27 protein-coding genes and 2 pseudogenes are annotated in these 19,049 nt (G+C 38.8%); 16 read left to right on the forward strand and 13 right to left on the reverse strand.

What is annotated here, in order from left to right; genetic code table 11:
- Positions 1 to 28: 28 nt before the first annotated feature.
- From WG932_RS22635 to WG932_RS22700, 14 genes are all read left to right on the forward strand, one after another.
- Complete coding sequence (locus tag WG932_RS22635; RefSeq protein WP_483085477.1) at positions 29 to 907, forward strand: exo-alpha-sialidase; 879 nt, start codon at positions 29 to 31, stop codon at positions 905 to 907.
- Between the two features lie 247 nt (positions 908 to 1,154).
- A complete protein-coding gene (locus tag WG932_RS22640; RefSeq protein WP_483085478.1) occupies positions 1,155 to 1,358 on the forward strand; it encodes a hypothetical protein in 204 nt (67 codons plus the stop codon).
- Positions 1,359 to 1,491: 133 nt separating this feature from the next.
- Positions 1,492 to 1,629 (forward strand): hypothetical protein, encoded by a 138-nt coding sequence (locus WG932_RS22645; protein ID WP_483085479.1) that lies wholly within the window; start codon positions 1,492 to 1,494, stop codon positions 1,627 to 1,629.
- Positions 1,623 to 1,808, forward strand: coding sequence for a hypothetical protein (locus WG932_RS22650; protein ID WP_483085480.1), 186 nt, complete (start codon positions 1,623 to 1,625; stop codon positions 1,806 to 1,808). Before WG932_RS22645 ends, WG932_RS22650 begins: the two co-directional genes overlap by 7 nt.
- A gap of 167 nt (positions 1,809 to 1,975) precedes the next feature.
- Positions 1,976 to 3,307: a hypothetical protein gene (locus WG932_RS22655; RefSeq protein ID WP_483085481.1), complete on the forward strand. Its 1,332-nt coding sequence runs from the start codon at positions 1,976 to 1,978 to the stop codon at positions 3,305 to 3,307.
- 402 nt (positions 3,308 to 3,709) lie between these two features.
- Entirely contained in the window at positions 3,710 to 4,063 is a 354-nt protein-coding gene (locus WG932_RS22660) for a hypothetical protein (RefSeq protein WP_483085482.1), read from the forward strand.
- Positions 4,060 to 4,299, forward strand: a complete 240-nt coding sequence (locus WG932_RS22665; protein ID WP_483085483.1) for a hypothetical protein — start codon at positions 4,060 to 4,062, stop codon at positions 4,297 to 4,299. Before WG932_RS22660 ends, WG932_RS22665 begins: the two co-directional genes overlap by 4 nt.
- Entirely contained in the window at positions 4,253 to 4,564 is a 312-nt protein-coding gene (locus WG932_RS22670) for a hypothetical protein (protein WP_483085484.1), read from the forward strand. Before WG932_RS22665 ends, WG932_RS22670 begins: the two co-directional genes overlap by 47 nt.
- A gap of 11 nt (positions 4,565 to 4,575) precedes the next feature.
- The gene (locus WG932_RS22675; protein ID WP_483085485.1) at positions 4,576 to 4,977 is read left to right on the forward strand and encodes a hypothetical protein; all 402 of its coding nucleotides are present in this window, start codon (positions 4,576 to 4,578) and stop codon (positions 4,975 to 4,977) included.
- 131 nt (positions 4,978 to 5,108) lie between these two features.
- Positions 5,109 to 5,945, forward strand: coding sequence for a hypothetical protein (locus WG932_RS22680; protein WP_483085486.1), 837 nt, complete (start codon positions 5,109 to 5,111; stop codon positions 5,943 to 5,945).
- 2 nt (positions 5,946 to 5,947) lie between these two features.
- Positions 5,948 to 6,349 carry an aldolase/citrate lyase family protein gene (locus WG932_RS22685; RefSeq protein WP_483085487.1) on the forward strand — a complete coding sequence of 134 codons (402 nt, stop codon included), beginning with the start codon at positions 5,948 to 5,950 and terminating at the stop codon, positions 6,347 to 6,349.
- Positions 6,346 to 6,627 carry an aldolase/citrate lyase family protein gene (locus WG932_RS22690; protein ID WP_483085488.1) on the forward strand — a complete coding sequence of 94 codons (282 nt, stop codon included), beginning with the start codon at positions 6,346 to 6,348 and terminating at the stop codon, positions 6,625 to 6,627. The genes WG932_RS22685 and WG932_RS22690 overlap by 4 nt, the downstream gene beginning before the upstream one ends.
- The gene (locus WG932_RS22695) at positions 6,609 to 6,758 is read left to right on the forward strand and encodes a hypothetical protein (protein ID WP_483085489.1); all 150 of its coding nucleotides are present in this window, start codon (positions 6,609 to 6,611) and stop codon (positions 6,756 to 6,758) included. Before WG932_RS22690 ends, WG932_RS22695 begins: the two co-directional genes overlap by 19 nt.
- Positions 6,759 to 6,792: 34 nt before the next feature.
- A complete protein-coding gene (locus tag WG932_RS22700) occupies positions 6,793 to 7,617 on the forward strand; it encodes an N-acetylmuramic acid 6-phosphate etherase (protein ID WP_483085490.1) in 825 nt (274 codons plus the stop codon).
- Positions 7,618 to 7,694: 77 nt separating this feature from the next.
- Here the strand turns inward: WG932_RS22700 and atpC are convergent, their stop codons facing one another.
- The 3 genes from atpC to WG932_RS22715 all read right to left on the reverse strand — a co-directional run bounded on the left by atpC (position 7,695) and on the right by WG932_RS22715 (position 10,149).
- Positions 7,695 to 7,940, reverse strand: a complete 246-nt coding sequence (gene atpC, locus WG932_RS22705) for an ATP synthase F1 subunit epsilon (RefSeq protein ID WP_483085491.1) — start codon at positions 7,938 to 7,940, stop codon at positions 7,695 to 7,697.
- A 42-nt stretch (positions 7,941 to 7,982) separates the two neighbouring features.
- Positions 7,983 to 9,494, reverse strand: a complete 1,512-nt coding sequence (gene atpD / locus WG932_RS22710) for a F0F1 ATP synthase subunit beta (RefSeq protein WP_483085492.1) — start codon at positions 9,492 to 9,494, stop codon at positions 7,983 to 7,985.
- 124 nt (positions 9,495 to 9,618) lie between these two features.
- Positions 9,619 to 10,149, reverse strand: coding sequence for a C40 family peptidase (locus WG932_RS22715; RefSeq protein WP_483085493.1), 531 nt, complete (start codon positions 10,147 to 10,149; stop codon positions 9,619 to 9,621).
- Between the two features lie 413 nt (positions 10,150 to 10,562).
- Between WG932_RS22715 and WG932_RS22720 the strand changes: the two genes are divergently transcribed.
- Positions 10,563 to 10,808 (forward strand): hypothetical protein, encoded by a 246-nt coding sequence (locus WG932_RS22720; protein WP_483085494.1) that lies wholly within the window; start codon positions 10,563 to 10,565, stop codon positions 10,806 to 10,808.
- Between the two features lie 73 nt (positions 10,809 to 10,881).
- Here WG932_RS22720 and coaE read toward each other — a convergent pair.
- From coaE to WG932_RS22765, 9 genes and pseudogenes are all read right to left on the reverse strand, one after another.
- Positions 10,882 to 11,410, reverse strand: a pseudogene (coaE, locus tag WG932_RS22725) (dephospho-CoA kinase).
- Complete coding sequence (locus tag WG932_RS22730; RefSeq protein WP_483088705.1) at positions 11,400 to 12,308, reverse strand: YbbR-like domain-containing protein; 909 nt, start codon at positions 12,306 to 12,308, stop codon at positions 11,400 to 11,402. Before WG932_RS22730 ends, coaE begins: the two are co-directional and overlap by 11 nt.
- 70 nt (positions 12,309 to 12,378) lie before the next feature.
- A complete protein-coding gene (gene yajC / locus WG932_RS22735) occupies positions 12,379 to 12,699 on the reverse strand; it encodes a preprotein translocase subunit YajC (protein WP_483085495.1) in 321 nt (106 codons plus the stop codon).
- Between the two features lie 2 nt (positions 12,700 to 12,701).
- Positions 12,702 to 13,031 carry a DUF1573 domain-containing protein gene (locus WG932_RS22740; protein WP_483088706.1) on the reverse strand — a complete coding sequence of 110 codons (330 nt, stop codon included), beginning with the start codon at positions 13,029 to 13,031 and terminating at the stop codon, positions 12,702 to 12,704.
- 74 nt (positions 13,032 to 13,105) lie between these two features.
- Positions 13,106 to 13,246: a hypothetical protein gene (locus WG932_RS22745; RefSeq protein WP_483085496.1), complete on the reverse strand. Its 141-nt coding sequence runs from the start codon at positions 13,244 to 13,246 to the stop codon at positions 13,106 to 13,108.
- An 11-nt stretch (positions 13,247 to 13,257) separates the two neighbouring features.
- Positions 13,258 to 13,566 carry a YtxH domain-containing protein gene (locus WG932_RS22750; RefSeq protein WP_483085497.1) on the reverse strand — a complete coding sequence of 103 codons (309 nt, stop codon included), beginning with the start codon at positions 13,564 to 13,566 and terminating at the stop codon, positions 13,258 to 13,260.
- 8 nt (positions 13,567 to 13,574) lie between these two features.
- Positions 13,575 to 14,273 carry a transcription antitermination factor NusB gene (gene nusB / locus WG932_RS22755; protein ID WP_483085498.1) on the reverse strand — a complete coding sequence of 233 codons (699 nt, stop codon included), beginning with the start codon at positions 14,271 to 14,273 and terminating at the stop codon, positions 13,575 to 13,577.
- The gene (locus WG932_RS22760) at positions 14,264 to 14,758 is read right to left on the reverse strand and encodes a hypothetical protein (protein ID WP_483085499.1); all 495 of its coding nucleotides are present in this window, start codon (positions 14,756 to 14,758) and stop codon (positions 14,264 to 14,266) included. Before WG932_RS22760 ends, nusB begins: the two co-directional genes overlap by 10 nt.
- 147 nt (positions 14,759 to 14,905) lie before the next feature.
- Positions 14,906 to 16,006 carry a Glu/Leu/Phe/Val family dehydrogenase gene (locus tag WG932_RS22765; RefSeq protein WP_483085500.1) on the reverse strand — a complete coding sequence of 367 codons (1,101 nt, stop codon included), beginning with the start codon at positions 16,004 to 16,006 and terminating at the stop codon, positions 14,906 to 14,908.
- Between the two features lie 144 nt (positions 16,007 to 16,150).
- Between WG932_RS22765 and WG932_RS22770 the strand changes: the two are divergent.
- Positions 16,151 to 17,940 (forward strand): annotated as a pseudogene (locus WG932_RS22770) (ABC transporter ATP-binding protein).
- 79 nt (positions 17,941 to 18,019) lie between these two features.
- On the opposite strand, the gene WG932_RS22775 reads toward WG932_RS22770, so the two are convergent.
- Positions 18,020 to 18,703 carry a hypothetical protein gene (locus WG932_RS22775; protein WP_483085501.1) on the reverse strand — a complete coding sequence of 228 codons (684 nt, stop codon included), beginning with the start codon at positions 18,701 to 18,703 and terminating at the stop codon, positions 18,020 to 18,022.
- Positions 18,704 to 19,049: the final 346 nt, after the last annotated feature.

Raw genomic sequence — 19,049 nt, forward strand, 5'->3', positions numbered from 1 at the left:
TACCCCCAATATTCCGGATTGTAATCCCGTGCTTTTCCTTAATCAAGAAGGGAAGCTCTTTCTGGTTTGGATTGCCGTTCAGGCCAACCGATGGGAGCAGTCCATTTTGCGGTTTAGAACTAGTACAAGTTATGAAAATGCAGGCGCTCCCATTTGGAGTTGGCAGGATAATATTCTGCTCAAACCCGGTGAAATATTTCATCAGGAAGTTGCCAAACGATTTGAAGAATTGCCTGAAAATAACTCTGGGTGGTCTGAATATGCTCCACAATATGACCAAATGATCATTGAGGCCAGCAAGGATAGTAAAAAATCCAGTATTGGATGGATGACCAGAATAAAGCCGATTGTGCTTAACTCAGGAAGGATTTTATTACCCCTTTATTCAGATGGTTTTAATTTTTCCATGATGGCCATTTCTGATGATGATGGGGCCACCTGGTTTCCGAGCAAGCCCTTGGTGGGAAGAGGTCCCATTCAGCCGGCACTGGGGCAAAGAGAAAGTGGCGAAATTATGGCCATAATGAGGGATAGTGGAGATGCTCCTACCAGAATCCATAAAAGCTACTCCCAAGATGATGGAATGACTTGGTCTGCTTCAGAGAAAACCAGCATACCGAATACTGCAAGTGTAGAACTGCTGGTATTGGACAGTGGTACCTGGCTTTTCTTAGGAAATGATATAGATGATGGCAGGTACAGGATTTCTTTATACATCTCAGATGATGAAGGGCAAACATGGAGAGGAAAGATTTATTTGGAAGATGAAAAGAAAGAGGTTGGCGGCTTCTCTTACCCTTCTATGATACAGGATACAGATGGAATGGTACATGTCACTTATTCCTACCATTTGAATAAAAAAGGTAAATCCATAAAATATTTAAAAATTGATCCAAAAAACTTTTAAAGCAAGTAGCCCATATTGAAAGGTATTATGTATTATATATAACTCAATCACTTACTTGATTCAAGTAAGATAGATTAAGCTTTAGTAGTTAGGTTAGGTAAGTTTTGTCCGCTCATGTTTTATAACGGGGCGGACAAATTTATTTATACCCTTTCTAGTAATAATGAATATATAGCCGGTATGATTTTGATATTGTCGCACTATCAAGGACTCATACACTTTAAATTATTAACCACATTAATTTACCATGAAATACTTACACTTAAAACTATTTGTTTTTGTTGGTTTGTTTCTTGGCTTTTGCAAGTACAAGGGCAAACAATTGCCATCCAACAGCCGAAGGGTTCACCAAGATGTCTCTTTTGTTCAGGAGTATGCCATTAAATATTATTCCGAAGGGGCTACTAGGCTAGAAAGACCATGCAGACAGGAGCGAGACCATTTACAATAGTATCATCAGACTGTTGGTGACCGCATGCAGCTTTTTTATATCAGAACCTTGACACCGGACAAGACCTACCTGGCCATGAAAGACAAAAATATTGTAGGAATCAGCACGGTAGCAGATCAATTGTATTAATTAGATGACCAAGCAAGTATTTAGCAATGCTTGGGCAGGGAGCCTATACCTCCAACACGAATTACCAAGTGCAGCCTCTTTTGCTCATGGAAAAGACTTTACATTTTTGGTTTCAGATGGAGTGGAAATATCCACTTGGTAAATAAGGAAGGTGTTTCCTATAAGGGCAAGATCAGTGGATCACCGGTAATAGAAATCAATACCTATGATGCCTCCTCTGAAAGGTTTTTACTATTGGCAGAAAACAAGTTGATGTCTTTTTCACCAGCCGATACAAAATTAACAATTCTTACAGAGGGCGGTGGTTTACCAGTTTTGTAGTACGTGAAGGGAAAAATAAACTTGCCGTAGGTACCAAAGATGGCTATTTTGAATGGGACCTACTAAGCGATAAAAAAATTGGGAGCGAACAGCCGTATTGGCCTGTACTGACCAGCCTTACAGAAATCAACGGCTTGCTGTGGTTTGGCTCAGAGCAAGGAGCATTCATGGAAAGGGAAGATGGCAAGTTTAATTATTATTTTGGTGAGCGGTGGTTACCCGGAGACAAGGTATTGCATATCAGCCAAAAGAATGCAGATGAAGTGTTGATCTTGACAGACAAGGGGCTGGGGAAGTTGGTGTTTATGTCACAAACCTTGGCAGAAAAAGCAGCCTATTATGAGAAGCAGGTAAGACATCGCCATATTCGACATGGCTTCAATGCCACCCTCACCCACATGGAGAAGGGTAATTTTAATACTGGAAGGATCAAAGATTCAGACAATGACGGCTTATGGACTTCTATGTATTTGGGCGGGCAAGCTTTCCGTTACGCAACTACCGGTTCTCCAGAAGCCTTGCAAAATGTGAAAGAATCATTAGATGCCATGGAAAGACTGTATACTATCAATGATATTGGAAGGTTTTCCTGCAAGGTCATTTTCCAGAAGTGCTTCAAAGATCAGCTTGGAGGGTCTAAACATTGGCAAGATATTGAAGATCCCGAATGGGTTTGGAAAGCTACTACAAGTAGTGATGAAGTAATAGGTCATGTATTTGTTTTTGGAGTGATTGCTGAGCTGGTAGACAACGAAGCTTTGCGCAAACAAGCCATAGGATTACTGGATCAAGTAATGACGCATATTGTAGAAAATGATTGGTACCTGATTGATTTTGATGGTAAACATACAACTTGGGGACGGTGGAATCCTGAATATGTAAATGGTTTTCCTACCATGGTTGGTGACAGAAAACTAAACTCCTCCAATATCATTGCCATGTTACAAACAGCCTATCACTTTACCGGAAAGGAAATGTATAGAAAGGAAGCTTTCAAATTAATGGATAAGCATGGTTACTTAGAAAATCTGATGCGTCCGATGAGGGAAATAGGACAAGCCAAGGAAGGAAGCGATGATTGGGCAGCAATGTTGTCTCAAAAATGGAACCACTCAGATGACGAGATGTATTTCCTTGGTTACTGGGGGCTTTATCGATATGCCTTTACGGATGAGTTGAAAGAGAAGTATAAGCAAGCAATTAAAGACCATTGGGAGGCCGAACGTCCGGAGAAGGATGGCTTATGGAATATCTTTGGAGCATTGATAGATCGAGAGGATTTTGACCTTGAAGAGGCTATTTGGTACCTTCAGGAATACCCATTGGATATGATTAATTGGAATGTTAAAAATAGCCATAGAAAAGACATTGAACTATTGGAACCAAATTTTCGGAACCAAAGCACCAAAGAGGTGCTTCCACCAGATGAATTAAAAATGCGCCGTCACAATGGCAATAGGTTTGAGCTGGATGGGGAAGAGATGGAAAAGAAGAAATGAGTGCCGGTGATATTTGGCTTCTACCGTACTGGATGGGGAGATACCTTGAGGTAATAAGCAAGCCGGTTAGCAATTAACCAATACTAGAATGAGGTAAAGGGTATAGAAATGTTATTAGACAATATTCAAACCTTATTTTAGCCCCTCATCAACAAAACATAATTGAAATAGTACATCTATAATCAATTGCTGTATTACTAAAGAGTGGATCGTTAGCTTATTAAGAGGCATTGTAATAATTAACTTTCTGTTTATTTAGGGAATTGTTTGTCCGCTCATGTTTTATAACAGGGCGGACAAATTTATTTATGGCCTGTATCAGGAATAGGATCTTCCAATTTTTCTGCTACTAATTTGCAATTGATTTACCTGTCTATTATTTATCAACCATTTTATTTTAATATGAAAAAAATAAATTTAAAGCTTCTCATTATTGTTGGTTTGTTTCTTGGCTTCTTGCAAGTACAAGGGCAACAATTGCCATCCAACAGCCGAAGGGTTCACCAAGATGTTCCTTTTGTTCAGGAGTATGCCATTAAATATTATTCCGAAGGGGCTTCTAGGCTAGAAAAAGGTCTATGCAGACAGGAATGGTACCATTCAGATATTAGGCCAATCAGGACTGTTAAGACCGCATGCAGGTGCTTTTTTATATCCGGGAACCTTGACACCGGACAAGACCTACCTGGCCATGAAAGACAAAAATATTGTAGGAATCAACTTTATTGTATGCGATCAATTTGTATACTTGGATGACCGAAGCGGTATTTAGCAATGCTTGGGCCGGAGCCTTTTATTTAAAACATGAGTTGGCAAGTGCAGCTGTTTTGCTCATGGAAAAGACTTCACCTTTTTGGTTTCAGATGGAGAAAATATCCGCGGTAAATAAGGAAGGTGTTTCCTATAAGGGCAAGATCAGTGGATCACCGGTAATAGAAATCACCTATGATGCCTCCTCTGAAAGGTTTTACTATTGGCAGAAAACAAGTTGATGTCTTTTTCACCTGCCGATACAAAATTAACAATTCTTACAGAGGAGCAGGGTTTACCAGTTTTGTAGTACGTGAAGGGAAAAATAAACTTGCCGTAGGTACCAAAAGTATGGCTATTTTGAATGGGACTTACTTAGCGATAAAAAAGTGGGGACAAAGCAGCAGGCTTTGCCATGGCTGTACTGACCAGCCTTACAGAAATCAACGGCTTGCTGGCGGTTTGGCTCAGAGCAAGGAGCATTTGAAGGGAAGACGGCAAGTTTAATTATTATTTTGGTGAGCAGGTGGTTACCCGGAGACAAGGTATTGCATATCAGCCAAAAAAATGCAGATGAAGTGTTGATCTTGACAGATAAGGGGCTGGGAAGTTGGTGTTTATGTCCCAAACGCTTGGCAGAAAAAGCAGCCTATTATGAGAAGCAGGTAAGACATCGCCATATTCGACATGGCTTCAATGCCACCTCACCCAAATGGAAAGAAGCGATGCAGGAAGACTGGCGGATTCAGACAATGACGGCTTATGGACCTTCAATGTATTTGGGAGGAGAAGCATTTCATTATGCCGCAACCCGGATCTCTGAAGCCCTACAGAACATAAAAGGAGTCATTGGACGCTATGGAAAGAGGCTTTATACCATAAATCCGGTAGAAGGGCTTCCTTCAAGATCCTTCTTTTAGAAGTATATATTGAGAAATTAGCTGACCCGGACAGGTGGCAGCATGCAGCTGATCCTGAGTGGGACTGGAAAGCTACCACAAGCAGTGATGAGGTAATTGGACATGTATTTGTTTTTGGAGTAATTGCCGAATTGGTAGACAACGAAGCATTGCGTAGGCAAGCCATAGGCTTATTGGATCAAGTGATGACGCATATCGTAGAAAATGACTGGTACTTGATTGATTATGATGGTAAACATACCACCTGGGGAAGGTGGAATCCTGAATATGTAAATGGTTTCCCTACCATGGTTGGCGACAGGAAACTAAACTCCTCCAATATCATTGCCATGTTACAAACAGCTTATCATTTTACCGGCAAGGAAATGTACAAAAAGGAGGCTTATAACTTAATGGAAAAGCATGGTTACTTAGAAAACCTTATGCGACCTATGGAAGTTATTGGAAAAGCAGAAGAAGGAAGTGATGATTGGGCTGCTATGCTATCTGAATCTTGGAATCATTCGGATGACGAGATGTATTTCCTTGGTTACTGGGGGCTTTATCGATATGCCTTTACGGATGAGTTGAAAGAGAAGTATAAGCAAGCAATTAAAGACCATTGGGAGGCCGAACGTCCGGAGAAGGATGGTTTGTGGAATATCTTCGGGGCATTGGTAGATCGTGAGGATTTTGATCTTGAAGAGGCAATTTGGTACCTTCAGGAATACCCATTGGATATGATTAGCTGGAGTGCAAAAAACAGCCATAGAAAAGACATTGAAATTTTGGAGGAGAATTTTAGAAGACAAAGCACAAGTGAAGTGCTACCTCCCGATGAATTGGCCATACGTAGACATAATGGAAATCGATTTACTTTGGATGGAGGTAATGCCGGAACCCAAGAGTATAGTGCAGGTGATATATGGCTATTGCCTTATTGGATGGGGCGATATCTAAACGTAATCAGCGACCCTTTAATAAAATAAAAATGAGCTTCAATAATAAAATTCAGTCCGGAGAATTGGTGCTTGGTACTTGTGTTACGTCAAACAATCCCTTGTGGCCAAAAGCGCTGGCTACCTCCGGCTTGGATTTTGTTTTTATTGATACTGAGCATATTTCCCTTTCACGAAAAGACCTAGCTGTCTTATGTGATGCTTATAAAGGTAGAGAGATTGTTCCCATAGTACGGGTTTATAAAGCTGATCACCACCTGATTTGCCAGGCCATTGATGCCGGGGCTACAGGGGTTGTAATTCCGTATGTTGAATCCGTACATGAGGTTCAAGCATTAATTGGTGCAACCAAATTCAGACCTTTAAAAGGAGAAAAATTAAATCTGTATTTAGAGGGAAGAGAAAAAGTCCCCCGGGGCTGGAGGAATATTTGACCAAATACAACAAAGGACACCTGAGTATAGTGAATATTGAAAGTGTGCCTGCATTGGAGAAATTGGATGAATTATTATCTTTACAGGGTCTTGATGGCGTATTTATAGGCCCTCATGATTTGTCTGTAAGTATGGGGATTCCTGAAGCTTATGATCATCCTGATTTTATTAAGGCCGTAAGGCAGATCATTCAAACGAGTAGAAAGTTAGGCTTGATGGTGGGCATTCATTTTTCTGAGACCATTGAAAGACAAGTTTTTTGGATAAAGGAGGGGTGAATATGGTGGTCCATAGTTCCGATTATGCGTTATTTACACAGCGATTAAACAAGGACTTGGAACAGGTGAGATCCAACTTTGGGGATGCGGGCAACAGAGTTCAAGGAACCTCCGATAGTCCTGTGATATAAAATTTTCTTGTGAACTTATTTAAACTGATATAAAATGACAAAAATAACAGAACAACCCTCCTTGTACAGGCATTTGGAGAAAATGTCCATTGAGGAGTTGACTGCCAATATTAACAATGAAGACAAGAAGGTGGCCCTTGCCATTGAAAAAGCATTGCCGGAAATCAACCTGTTGATTAAAAACATTGTTGATAAACTTGAAAATGGAGGCAGGCTATTTTATTTAGGTGCCGGAAGTGGTGGCAGACTTTCTGTATTAGATGCAATAGAGCTTCCTACCACTTACGGAATACCCAAGGGGAAAGTGAATGTTATTTTGGCTGGCGGAGTGGATCGTTTGATCGAGGCGAGAGAAGAAAAAGAGGATGATCCAAATGCCGGATGGGAAGCATTGAAAGGCTATGAGGTTTCAGAAAATGATTTTGTTCTAGGGATTTCAGCGAGTGGGACTACTCCCTTTGTATTGGGCGCTTTAAAATCATGTAGAGCAAATGGTGTATTAACAGGTTGTATTGTAAGCAATCCTGAGTCACCCATTGCGTCAAATGCAGATTTCCCTGTGGAGGTAATCACCGGGCCGGAGTTTGTTTCCGGAAGTACCCGAATGAAGTGTGGCACTGCACAGAAAATGATTTTTGACATGATTTCCACTACCAGCATGATTCGCTTAGGCAGGGTGGAAGACAATAAAATGGTCAACGTTTTATTGATCAATGACAAGATTGTTGATAGAAGTGTGAAAATGCTTATGGAGCGAGCAACAATGGATAATTATGAGGAGGCCAAGGCCTTATTGATGGACAAAGGTTCTGTTAAATCAGCTTTAGAATCTTTAGGGAAATACAAGAAAGAAAGATAGGGCAAATCCCGAAAAACAAAAAGGGTTCTGAAAATTAATTTCAAAACCCTTTTTGTTTTTTCGAGAAAAGATGTTAATCAATCCACTACCTTTTCAGCCAATACAATAATTTTATTGTCATTAACCTCCACTACTCCACCATCTACCACCAATGACTTTTGTCCTTCAGTAGTGGTGTAAGAAACAGCACCTTTTTCAAGGGCAGATATAATAGCAGCGTGGTTTTTCAATACTTGAAAGGAACCATCAGCTCCGGGAAAGGTGGCTTCAGACACTTCTCCTTCAAATACTTTTTGGTCAGGTGTAATGATCTCTAAATGCATGATTTATTTTATTAAAGGGTAGTATATTCGGTACTACCCTAATCAATGGCTATTTTTTTCTTCTGCCAACATTTTCTCACCTTTGGCAATGGCATCTTCAATGCTACCTACAAGGTTAAATGCTGATTCTGGCAAGTGATCCAATTCTCCATCCATGATCATATTGAATCCTTTGATGGTATCTTTGATATCTACCAACACACCTTTAAGGCCTGTAAATTGCTCGGCTACATGGAAAGGCTGAGAAAGGAACCTTTGTACCCTTCTGGCACGGTGCACAACCATTTTATCCTCTTCAGAAAGCTCTTCCATACCCAAGATAGCAATGATATCTTGAAGCTCTTTGTAGCGCTGTAAAAGCTCTTTAATATTGGTGGCACAGTTGTAATGCTCATCACCTACTACAGATGGTTCGAGAATTCTCGAAGTAGAATCCAAAGGATCCACTGCCGGGTAAATTCCTAGCTCTGCAATTTTTCTTGAAAGTACAGTTTGCGCATCAAGGTGAGCAAAGGTTGTTGCAGGTGCCGGATCCGTCAAATCATCAGCAGGTACATATACCGCTTGTACGGAAGTAATGGAGCCGTTTTTTGTTGAAGTAATTCGTTCCTGCATCGCTCCCATTTCGGTGGCAAGTGTAGGCTGATAACCCACTGCAGAAGGCATCCTTCCCAAAAGTGCAGATACCTCAGATCCTGCTTGGGTAAAACGGAAAATATTGTCAATAAAGAATAGGATATCTTTACCTGCACCATCTCCTTCACCATCACGGTAATATTCAGCTAAAGTAAGTCCTGTCAATGCTACCCTTGCACGAGCCCCAGGAGGTTCGTTCATTTGTCCGAAGACAAAGGTCGCTTTTGAATCTTTAAGTTTGTTTAGATCCACTTTGGATAGATCCCAACCACCTTCATTCTCTAATGATTCAACGAAATCATCTCCGTAAGTTACGATTCCGGATTCAATCATTTCTCTAAGAAGGTCATTTCCTTCCCTTGTTCTTTCTCCTACACCGGCAAATACCGAGAGTCCGGAATATGCTTTCGCAATATTGTTGATAAGCTCTTGGATCAGTACTGTTTTACCAACACCGGCTCCTCCAAACAAACCAATTTTACCACCTTTTGCATACGGCTCAATCAAATCAATTACTTTGATACCTGTATACAAAACTTCTGTAGAGGTAGATAGATCTTCAAATTTAGGAGCAGATCTATGTATAGGAAGTTTTTCTTGAGATTCAGGTTGTGGCAATCCATCAATGGCATCTCCTACCACGTTAAATAACCTTCCTTTGATATTGTCACCGGTAGGTACTGATATAGGTGTGCCGAGGTCTCTTACCTCCATACCCCTTACCATACCCTCCGAAGAGTCCATAGCAATGGTTCTTACCCGGTCTTCACCTAGGTGTTGTTGTACTTCAAGAACAACCTTCTGGCCATTCTCTTTTGTGATTTCTAGTGCATCAAGGATATTAGGCAGTTTACTTCCCTCAAAGGAAACATCCACAACAGGACCAATTACCTGAGTTATCTTACCAGTATTCGCCATTGTTATATTTTAAGATGAATTGGAACAATACTTTTTAATTCGAGTGCAAAATTAGTTAATATTGCTGAATACCAAAGGATGTTTTAAAAATTAATAAACTTTGGCCCAAATTTTTATATTACTATTAACTTAATTGCTGTTTTTCGGCCCTTTTTGTAGGTTTTAATCTACTGACTAAAAATTCTTCTCCCCTTACCCATCTTTTTGACCAATATTTCGATTGTAAATTGTCTTCTGTTACTCCCAAGGAAGTGGAAGCATGGATAAAATAAGTCTTGCCCCTCCTCTTTTCTAAAACAATCCCTGCATGGGTTACTTTATTTCTCCTCCTCCCGGTAGCAAAAAAGATCACATCCCCTTTTTCCAATTTACTTCTTGATATCTTTTTTCCAATTTTACTTTGTTCGGCGGATACCCGTGGAAGTTTTACTCCTACACTTTGAAAGGAAAGGTAAACCAAGGCAGAACAATCCATACCTGATCGGGTATTGCCTCCATACCTATATGGTGTGCCTTGATAAGATTTTGCCGTGTTAATGACTTGTTGAATATTTTTCTGCCGAATTTTTCGGCTTGAAGAACAAGAGCTATTAAATAGGAGTACTAAACCAAAAATGAAAAATAAATAAGCGTATTTGTTATGCTTTCCTGTCATAATTGAAATATGTTATTCGAAGGAACAGAGCCTGTAGTCAACCCCTTCTATGCTGTAGGGAAAGAGAAAAAGCTCTATTAGCCTAAAACCTTAGATCCAATTTGTTTTGCTGTTTCCAAATCTCTTAATTCTGGGATTTGTACCCATTTTGATTCCAGCTTAATTATTACCTTCATGCGGTCCCTTCTTTTGTTAAATAAGCAGGTAAAATTAGTCCTAATATAGTAAGGAGCCATAAGGCACTTTTTAAGTTTAAAAATGTTAAGATAGTTTAATTCAATCAAATTACTTTGCTCTAAGGATGTAATTTTTGATTAAATTTTTTAATTTTATTCATTAATAAACAGTAGTCTCTCCTTATTGCTTAGCATTTCACCCAAAAGCCTATTATTATCACTTTAACAAAGCATTCGATGAGTAAAGAGGACTTTAACAGGCTGAGTATCCAAAAGAAAACACAAAAGCTTTACACAGAAGGCATCTTTGTGGTAGCCATTCGGTATTATACCCATAAGGTAAACTTGTACTTACTGGGAGATGAATATGTTGAGGTTTTTTACAACCACAAACAAGACCGTATTGATAAAATTGATTTTTTAAATCACAGGCATTCGCGAATGAAGTTCTACCTGGATCAAATTAGGTTGAGTGAAATTTAATTGGTCTTGCTAAGCAATTGCTTGTGGATTTTTATTACTTGAGGAATTACCAGAATGGATTCATCATTGGTGACTAAATAATCTGCAAGATTATTTTTTCCTTGTCAGTCAATTGTTTCTGAATGATTTGTTGGATTTGTTTTTTGCTCCGCTGGGGATCTCTTGATCTGACCCTATCTATTCGAATGGATTCTGAGGCGGTAACATGTATGGTATAATCTAGCGATTTATAACCGCCTGTTTCGAACAATAAAGCTGCCTCCTTCAATACATATGCTGTGTGCTGCCTATCCGCCCATTGCTTAAAGTCTTCGCCAACTGCTGGGTGGACAAGTTTATTGATTCGAGAGGTCTTTTCAGCATCAGAGAAAACAATATTTGCCAGGTATGAACGATTTAATCCTCCATTTTTGTCGTAGGATTCTTCCCCAAACTCTTTTGAGATATTTTTTCAAGTTTTGCTGGTAAACCATAAGCCATTTGGCCCGCTCATCTGCATTGTAAATTGGTATATTGAGAAGGGAAAATATTTTTGAAATCAAGGTTTTTCCGGCGCCTATTCCTCCACTAATGCCAATCAATAAAGGTTTTTTATTTTTCATAGGTCAAATCAAAACTGCTTGGAGTGAAAGAAACTTCTCGGATATAGGTGGGGTTTACATTCAAAGTTACGGCTATGGAGCTGTCTTCCCTATTTCTATTATTGTAATTTAATATTGCTTTGAGGTCAAGGGATTCCAACTCATTCTGCTTTCTTTCGTCCACCAATAGTTCCACCCTCACACTACTTGCTTCACTGTTGGTGTTTACATTACTTGGAAAATACAATTGATCAATGTCTAATTCCAGTGTTTTCTCGATAAAAGCGACTACCTGAAAACTTATTTGTACTGTTTCTTCATCTAATTTTAGAAAGTTTCTCTTGGATTTATCCAGCTCTAAAGGCAGTAATTTGGAATAGTGATTTTTTATGTTTTCATCTGCTAAAGGCACCATTAATTTGCCATCCAGCTGTTCAATGACTGAAATTGGTCCCCTAACAGTTACAAATTCAGGGTCTACCACAATAGGGGAGGCATAATCATAATTTACCGCAAGTGTGTTGGCTAATGTATCAGGAATTATTTTAATTTTCTTAGATACAATTTTGTCAATATTAAAAAATAAAGTGTCTTGGGTAATTCGTATCAAATTGGTGGCTGAAATATGTTCGGCCATCTGCTGGCTTATTTGATCTGTTACCAAAAAAGGTTGGCGTGAAGGGTCGTCAAGGGTGATTTCCAGTGGGCTTTGGCTGATATTTAAATGCTTTTTTAAGAGATCCCAACCATTTCCGTTGATCTCAATTTTAATTACTTGCGGTAAAGGTTTAACAGCCATGTATTCTTCCTCATCATAATCGATGGATATAGGCTGGTTAACTATAGTGGTATAATTGTCTTTATTTAGGGCATTGAGTAACCAAAAGGTGGTAGCAGTGACTACGCACAATACTACCACCTTCAAATTGGAAGTTTTTTCGTCTTAATTTCCTGAAATAGTTACTTAGTGTACTCAAGTGTACAGAAAATTATTTATCACTGGATAATTTTTTTGTATAGTCAAGAGACAAAGCAGATTTTTCCACGCGAATTTTCATTCCTTTGTCCAGGTCGATGGTTACAATGTCTCCTTCCACGGCATATACTTTTCCATGGATTCCACCTACGGTAACCACCTGTTCTCCCTTTTTAATTTCGGAGATAAATTTGGTAGTCTCTTTTTGTTTTTTTTGTTGAGGTCTAATCATGAAGAAATACATGATCAGAATGATACTGCCAAAAAGAAATACCTGACCCATAATGCCACTACCAGCGGCACCGTCTACTTGAAGTAATATTGAATTATACATTTTTATCTTTTTACTGGACCTGCACTAGGTGTGGTGGATGTTCCTGTTGATCTATTTACTGTTCCTTTTAGTCTTAATCTCGTTACACTCGGTGAAGTGTTGGCTTGAATTGTAACTGTTGGACTCTGAACACCTGATTTTCCTCTAGAGTTAAATACGACCTTAATGAAACCTTCATCACCCGGCTTAACAGGTTCTTTTGACCATTCAGGGCTAGTACAACCACAAGAGGCCTGTATATTGGAAATAATTAAAGGAACCTGTCCTTCATTTTTAAACTTAAATACATGCTCAACTACTTTTCCCTCGTCGATGGTGCCAAAATCAAAGATTTCTTCTTCAAAATCAAAAGCCCCTACGGTTGCAGGATCTGCAGGTTGAACATTTTGTGCAGAAGAAGGAGTGACTACCTGATTTTTTCAAGTTGTGAAATCTTTTGCTCTAGTTCTTGTATTTTCTCATCATTTCCACTCCCTTTTTCACCACAGGCTCCGGCCATAATCAGTGTGAGGCCCAAAAGCCATACTGAAAGATTTGAATATTTCATAAATAATCTGTTTAATTTTTATTGTTGTCGTTGTTGATTTGATCAATTAGCTTATTGACATCATTTAGCAAATTCTCTGCTTTGGATTTTGCCTCTGTAATGACTTTATCTCCTTCAGATCTTGCAAGATTATCAGGAAGGTGTTTTTCATCTATCATCTCATTGATTAGATCTTCTAGTTCATTGCGATATTTTGCTAACCTGTAGGATAATCTATCTCGTGTATTATTTCCTGCATCAGGGGCAAAAAGCACCCCTAGCGTAGCACCCAGTCCTGCTCCTAGAGCAAATGCAAATATTGAATTACTTTTTTTACCCATTTTATGTTCTATTTATTATCTATAAGGCCTCTACCACTCTTACGTATTTTTCCGCTTTCGGTTAATTCTTTTGATAAAGTATCCAAAAGTCCATTTACAAACTGTTTACTTTTGGGGGTACTGTAGGTTTTAGAAATATCTATGTATTCATTTATAGATACCTTCGTTGGGATACTTGGAAAATTAACCATTTCTGACAATGCCATTATTAGTATTACTCGATCAGTTAAGGCAATTCGCTCAACTTCCCAGTTTTTGGTTGTAGTAGCAATTAATTCACTGTACTCCCTCTCTGAAGCTACTGTGAGATTGTAAATTTCTTGAAAGAATTCTTTATCTTCTTCCCAGTTCAATGCCAATTCAGGAAGAATTTCATCGGACTCCTCCTCAGTGCCTTTAATGGTCTTCAAAACTTTGGAAGACAAACTTCTGACAATAGATTTGTTCTCAGTCCAATTCAAGTCCTTGTCCTGAAAGAAACTCAATATAGCCTCTTTTTTAAAAATAATCTTTTTTAGTATAGTCAGTAAAATCTCTTTGTCATCTTCGATGCTTGGATTTTCTATGGTCAGGTATTTTTGGTAGTCCTCATGTGGCTTCACCAATTCTCTATACCATTCTTTGATTTCCAATTCCAATTCCTCGATATCTACTTCAAACCTAAGACATTCCTTCTTGAATGAATGATTTTGCTCTATTATTCCCAATGCCTTGTTGGAGCCAAGATTATAAGCTGAATCTTGCTGAACAACAGGTTGATCTTCAAATTTTCTTTTTTAACTTTCTCTTTCCTTACATGTTCCCCAAAACCGACCAACATGCTAATGGCATATAAATACAATGCAGGAATATTCTCTACAGCTGCCAACATATTGGTTCGTAAAAACTCCTGATCCTTTTTGTTGCTCTTATTATAAAAGCTAATGGCTTTTACTGCTGTTTCTTTTACCTTTTCATTGTCACCTTTATCCAATGATAATTGAACCTTATCGATGTTTTTTGTAAAAACTTCAATACATCGACTTGCTTCCTTTTTAAGCAAACTTCTGTCTTGAACTTCCATGGAATTAAGGTCAGGCAAAAAAGCTTCTCTTATGAAGTCTTGTGCCAGATTTGCATTGGAATGCTTGCACTGTTGAAAAGCATATAACGTTTGGAATGCTTTTACTCTGAGGATTCTCCTATTTAACATTAACTGAAATTAAAGAACGTGATAAGTGTTTATTGACAAAAAGGACAGAAGCATCCTTTCCACGCCAAAACTAATTTTTCTGCAAATTAGTAAATGTACCTGCAAAGGACAAATATTTGATCTTACATGAAGTAAAAAAGAAGTTGCTTACCATGACATTTTTAATTGCCCGATATCCTGTATTCTTTTTACTGCTTTTTTAAGAGCTGCTTCATGTGGAGAAATTCCACTGGAAGTGGCATCACGAAAAACATCTAAACAGGTTTCATAGATTTTTTCTGCTTTTTCTAAGGCCAAGGCTTTTGAGTAATTGCCTTGATACTCTTGATAGACATTCATCAATCCACCGGCATTGATCAGAAAATCAGGAGCGTAGAGTATGCCGTGATCCAAAAGCATTTGCCCATGCCTCTGCTCATCTTCCAACTGATTATTGGCTGCACCAGCCACTATATCGCAGGTGAATTTGGGGATGTTGGTATCATTCAGTTGACCTCCCATGGCACAAGGCGCAAATATGTCCATTGGAATTTCCTGAATAGCAGTAGCCTTTACTACCTTCGCCTTGGTGGTGGCAGCTACTTTTGCTGCTTTTTCATTATCAATATCTGCGACCATCAAAACTGCATTTTCTTTGCTCAAATGTTCTGCCAAATGTTTGCCTACTTGACCGGCGCCTTGGATTAAAATTTTTTTACCTTCAAGAGAGTCATTGCCATAGGCTTGTTTAGCAGCAGCCTTCATTCCCAAGTAAGTACCATAGGCGGTGACAGGGGAAGGGTCGCCTCCACCTCCTTTACTTTCAGGTAAGCCTGTCACATGTTTGGTTTCCATGGCAATGTATTCCATGTCTGCCGTGTGGGTATTCATGTCCTCTGCAGTGGTGTAGCGACCACCTAAACTTTCAATAAATCGGCCAAATCGTCTCAAATAAGCTTCCGATTTTTGGGAGGGATCTCCTATTATTACTGCTTTTCCTCCCCCAATATTTAATCCGGAAATGGATGCCTTAAAGGTCATACCCCGAGATAGTCTCAATACATCCTTTATCGCATCTGCTTCATTGGAATAATGCCACATTCTGGTTCCACCCAAGGATGGACCTAGTACTGTGTTGTGAATGGCTATGATGGCCTTGAGCCCGGTTGACTTGTCATAGCATATGACCAACTGCTCATGCTCCATTTCTTCTATCTGAGCATAGATTTCATTTATCTTGGGTTTTTCCGCTGTTTTGGTAGCCTCCATTGAACTTTGATGTTTATAATATGTTATATTTGAGTTCAGTTAAAAAACAAGTGAGTACAGAATTTTATGTACTTCACCTGCCTTTCATTTGCAATATAACATAATATTGTAAAAGATATTGTGGTTTAAAAAGTCTTTTATTTTGTGAAGCCCCTTTGGAGATTAAATAAGTATCTATTCAAATACAAGCTATACCTCATATTAGGTATCGTTTTTACATTTATTTCAAACTTTTTTAATCATTCCGGCGAGATTGGTGGGAATTGCCATCGATTACGTTGTGGAAAGTTTCAGCTATTATCAGTTGTATGATGAGGGAGAAGTTGTTCGGGAAATAGCGAGGTCCGAATTTTTAATGTACATTTTCATCTTCGGCATTCTCATTTTAGCGATGGCCCTTCTTAGAGGCCTTTTCCTCTTCCTTATTCGTCAAACTATTATAGCGATGTCTAGGCTGATAGAATATGATATTAAAAATGAAATTTATGCACACTATCAATCGCTTCCCTTAAGTTTTTTCAGACAAAATAGTACAGGAGATCTGATGGCTAGAATTACAGAGGATGTTTCAAAAGTACGAATGTATCTAGGTCCTGCCTTGATGTATGGAATTAATTTGATTGTGTTGTTTCCAATGGTGATCGGCTATATGCTCACTGTAAATGTACCCCTTACCCTCTATTCTCTTTTGCCTCTACCTGTATTGTCCATAAGCATTTATTTGGTCAACAATATGATCAATAAGCGGTCTGAAAAGATCCAACGTAGCTTGTCTGGATTGAGCACTTTTGTTCAGGAAGCTTTTTCTGGAATCAGGGTGATCAAATCATTTGTGAGAGAAAAAGACAGTGCCAATCAATTCCAAAAGCCAGTGAGGATTATAAAACAAAATCCATTTCCCTTACTAAAGTCCAATCCCTTTTTTTCCATTGATCATGGCTTTGATAGGATTAAGTACCATTATAACAGTTTATGTAGGCGGGATTCAGGTAATTGAAGGTGCTATAGGTTATGGAGTTATTGCAGAATTTATTCTATACGTTAATATGTTGACTTGGCCGGTGACCTCCCTTGGCTGGGTAACAAGTATAGTGCAACGAGCCGCAGCTTCACAGGCAAGGATCAATGAATTTTTGGATGAGAAAAACGATATTTTAAGCACAGAAAATCTGGTAAAAGATATAGAAGGACATATAAAAGTAGAAAACCTTACATTTGTTTACCCTGATTCAGGCATTAAGGCTTTGAATCATATTAGCTTTGAAATTAAGGCTGGAAAATCATTGGCCATAATAGGAACCACCGGCTCAGGTAAATCCACTGTAGCCAATCTATTGATGCGCTTGTATGATGCTGATGAAGGGCAAATTCTTTTGGATGGCTTGAATATAAAACGCTATGATATTGCGTGTTTGAGAGAACAAATTGGGTATGTGCCTCAAGATGTGTTTTTATTCAGTGATTCTATCTCTAATAATATTGGTTTTGGCTTAGGGAAATCACTTGATATGGAACAAATTAAACAGGCAGCAAAAGATGCAGATGTTTATGAAAACATCATCGAGTTTCCCCAAGGCTTTGAAACAAGACTTGGGGAGAGAGGCATCACTTTGTCGGGAGGCCAAAAACAAAGGGTTTCCATAGCCAGAGCAATAGTAAAATCACCTAAAATATTATTGCTCGATGATTGTCTTTCTGCTGTAGATACCAAAACAGAAAATGCTATTTTAAATGCCTTGGAGAAAATAATGAAGAATAGAACCTCCATTATTATATCCCACAGGGTGTCTTCAGCAAAGCTTGCGGATCAAATTTTGGTGTTAGATGATGGCGAGATTGTAGAACAAGGTAAACATGCAGATTTAATGGCTTCCAAAGGAACCTATGCTGCCTTGTATGAAAAACAGACACAGCAAGCAGGTGAAGTTGAATAATTATTCCGCTAAGTATATTATAGCTGAATAATCAAGCCCGCTACAGCAAACTGTACCAAAGTGAAATTGTAAACCTCGTCTACATCTGCTCCACCCTCCAAATAACGGTACCCGGCTTTAATCGCCAATTGTTCTGTGAGGGGAGTTTGGTGCCTAAAAACAAATCAAAGGCCCTTCCGGGTCCTCCTGCGAGTCCATCTCCTTCAAAATAAATTAAATGGTCATTACCTAAGTCATAAGAGGTATATAGGTGTAACAATGGGACGAAACCTAAATCATCCTTTTTGTCCTCTAGACCTTGCTCATTGGTCAAACGGACTTGAGCATCACGGATTTTACCAGTAAAACCAATTCCTACAAGCCAATTTCCGGAAGCAATGATATCCCTACGATAAGTCAGTCTGTAACTGTTGAACTTGTAATAGCCATCCAAAGCTTCCCCTTGTGTGAATACACTAGATTGAAAGTTGATGTCTTTGTTTGGGGTGCCATTGTAATTTATTCCTAGTGGGGCATACAATGCATAAATATGGTTTTTTTCATTGAAAGTATAGCCCAGTCTTACACGGAATGGAATGACCGGTCCTTCAGCTTCAAAATCATCTTGAAAACTAAACAAAGTTCCTGAATTATTGGGAATCCTTACGTCATTGTACCCGGGGAATACCAGCCCGGTCTCCGCATCAATCGTAATTTGAGCTTTAAGCGGAATAGCAATAAATAATAGGAAGGGAACAAGTGGGGTCAATATCTGTTTGTACATGTTTAATTTGCTTTTAGGTTTAACTAAATAAGTTAGTATCAAGTATTATGCCTGTTCTTTTAGGTCAACTCTTAATTTTTTTTACAAAAAATAAATTTTTCCCTTTCTCTATTGTATATTTCATTTTATTCCTTTCCGCCAATAGTCCCAAATTCCCTATGAAAACATTAATTGGACTCTTATTAGCTCTTTCTTTCGTTTCCACCGGTCTGGCTCAAGAGCTTACCTTGGTCAAAAATCGAAAATCTGATTTTACCATCATCATTCCGGAGAAGCCTACTATAGAGGAAATTAAGGGAGCCAAGGTATTGCAACATTATTTGTTCGAAATTTCAGGGGCAAAACT

Source organism: Cyclobacterium sp. SOCE241, from assembly GCF_056867545.1.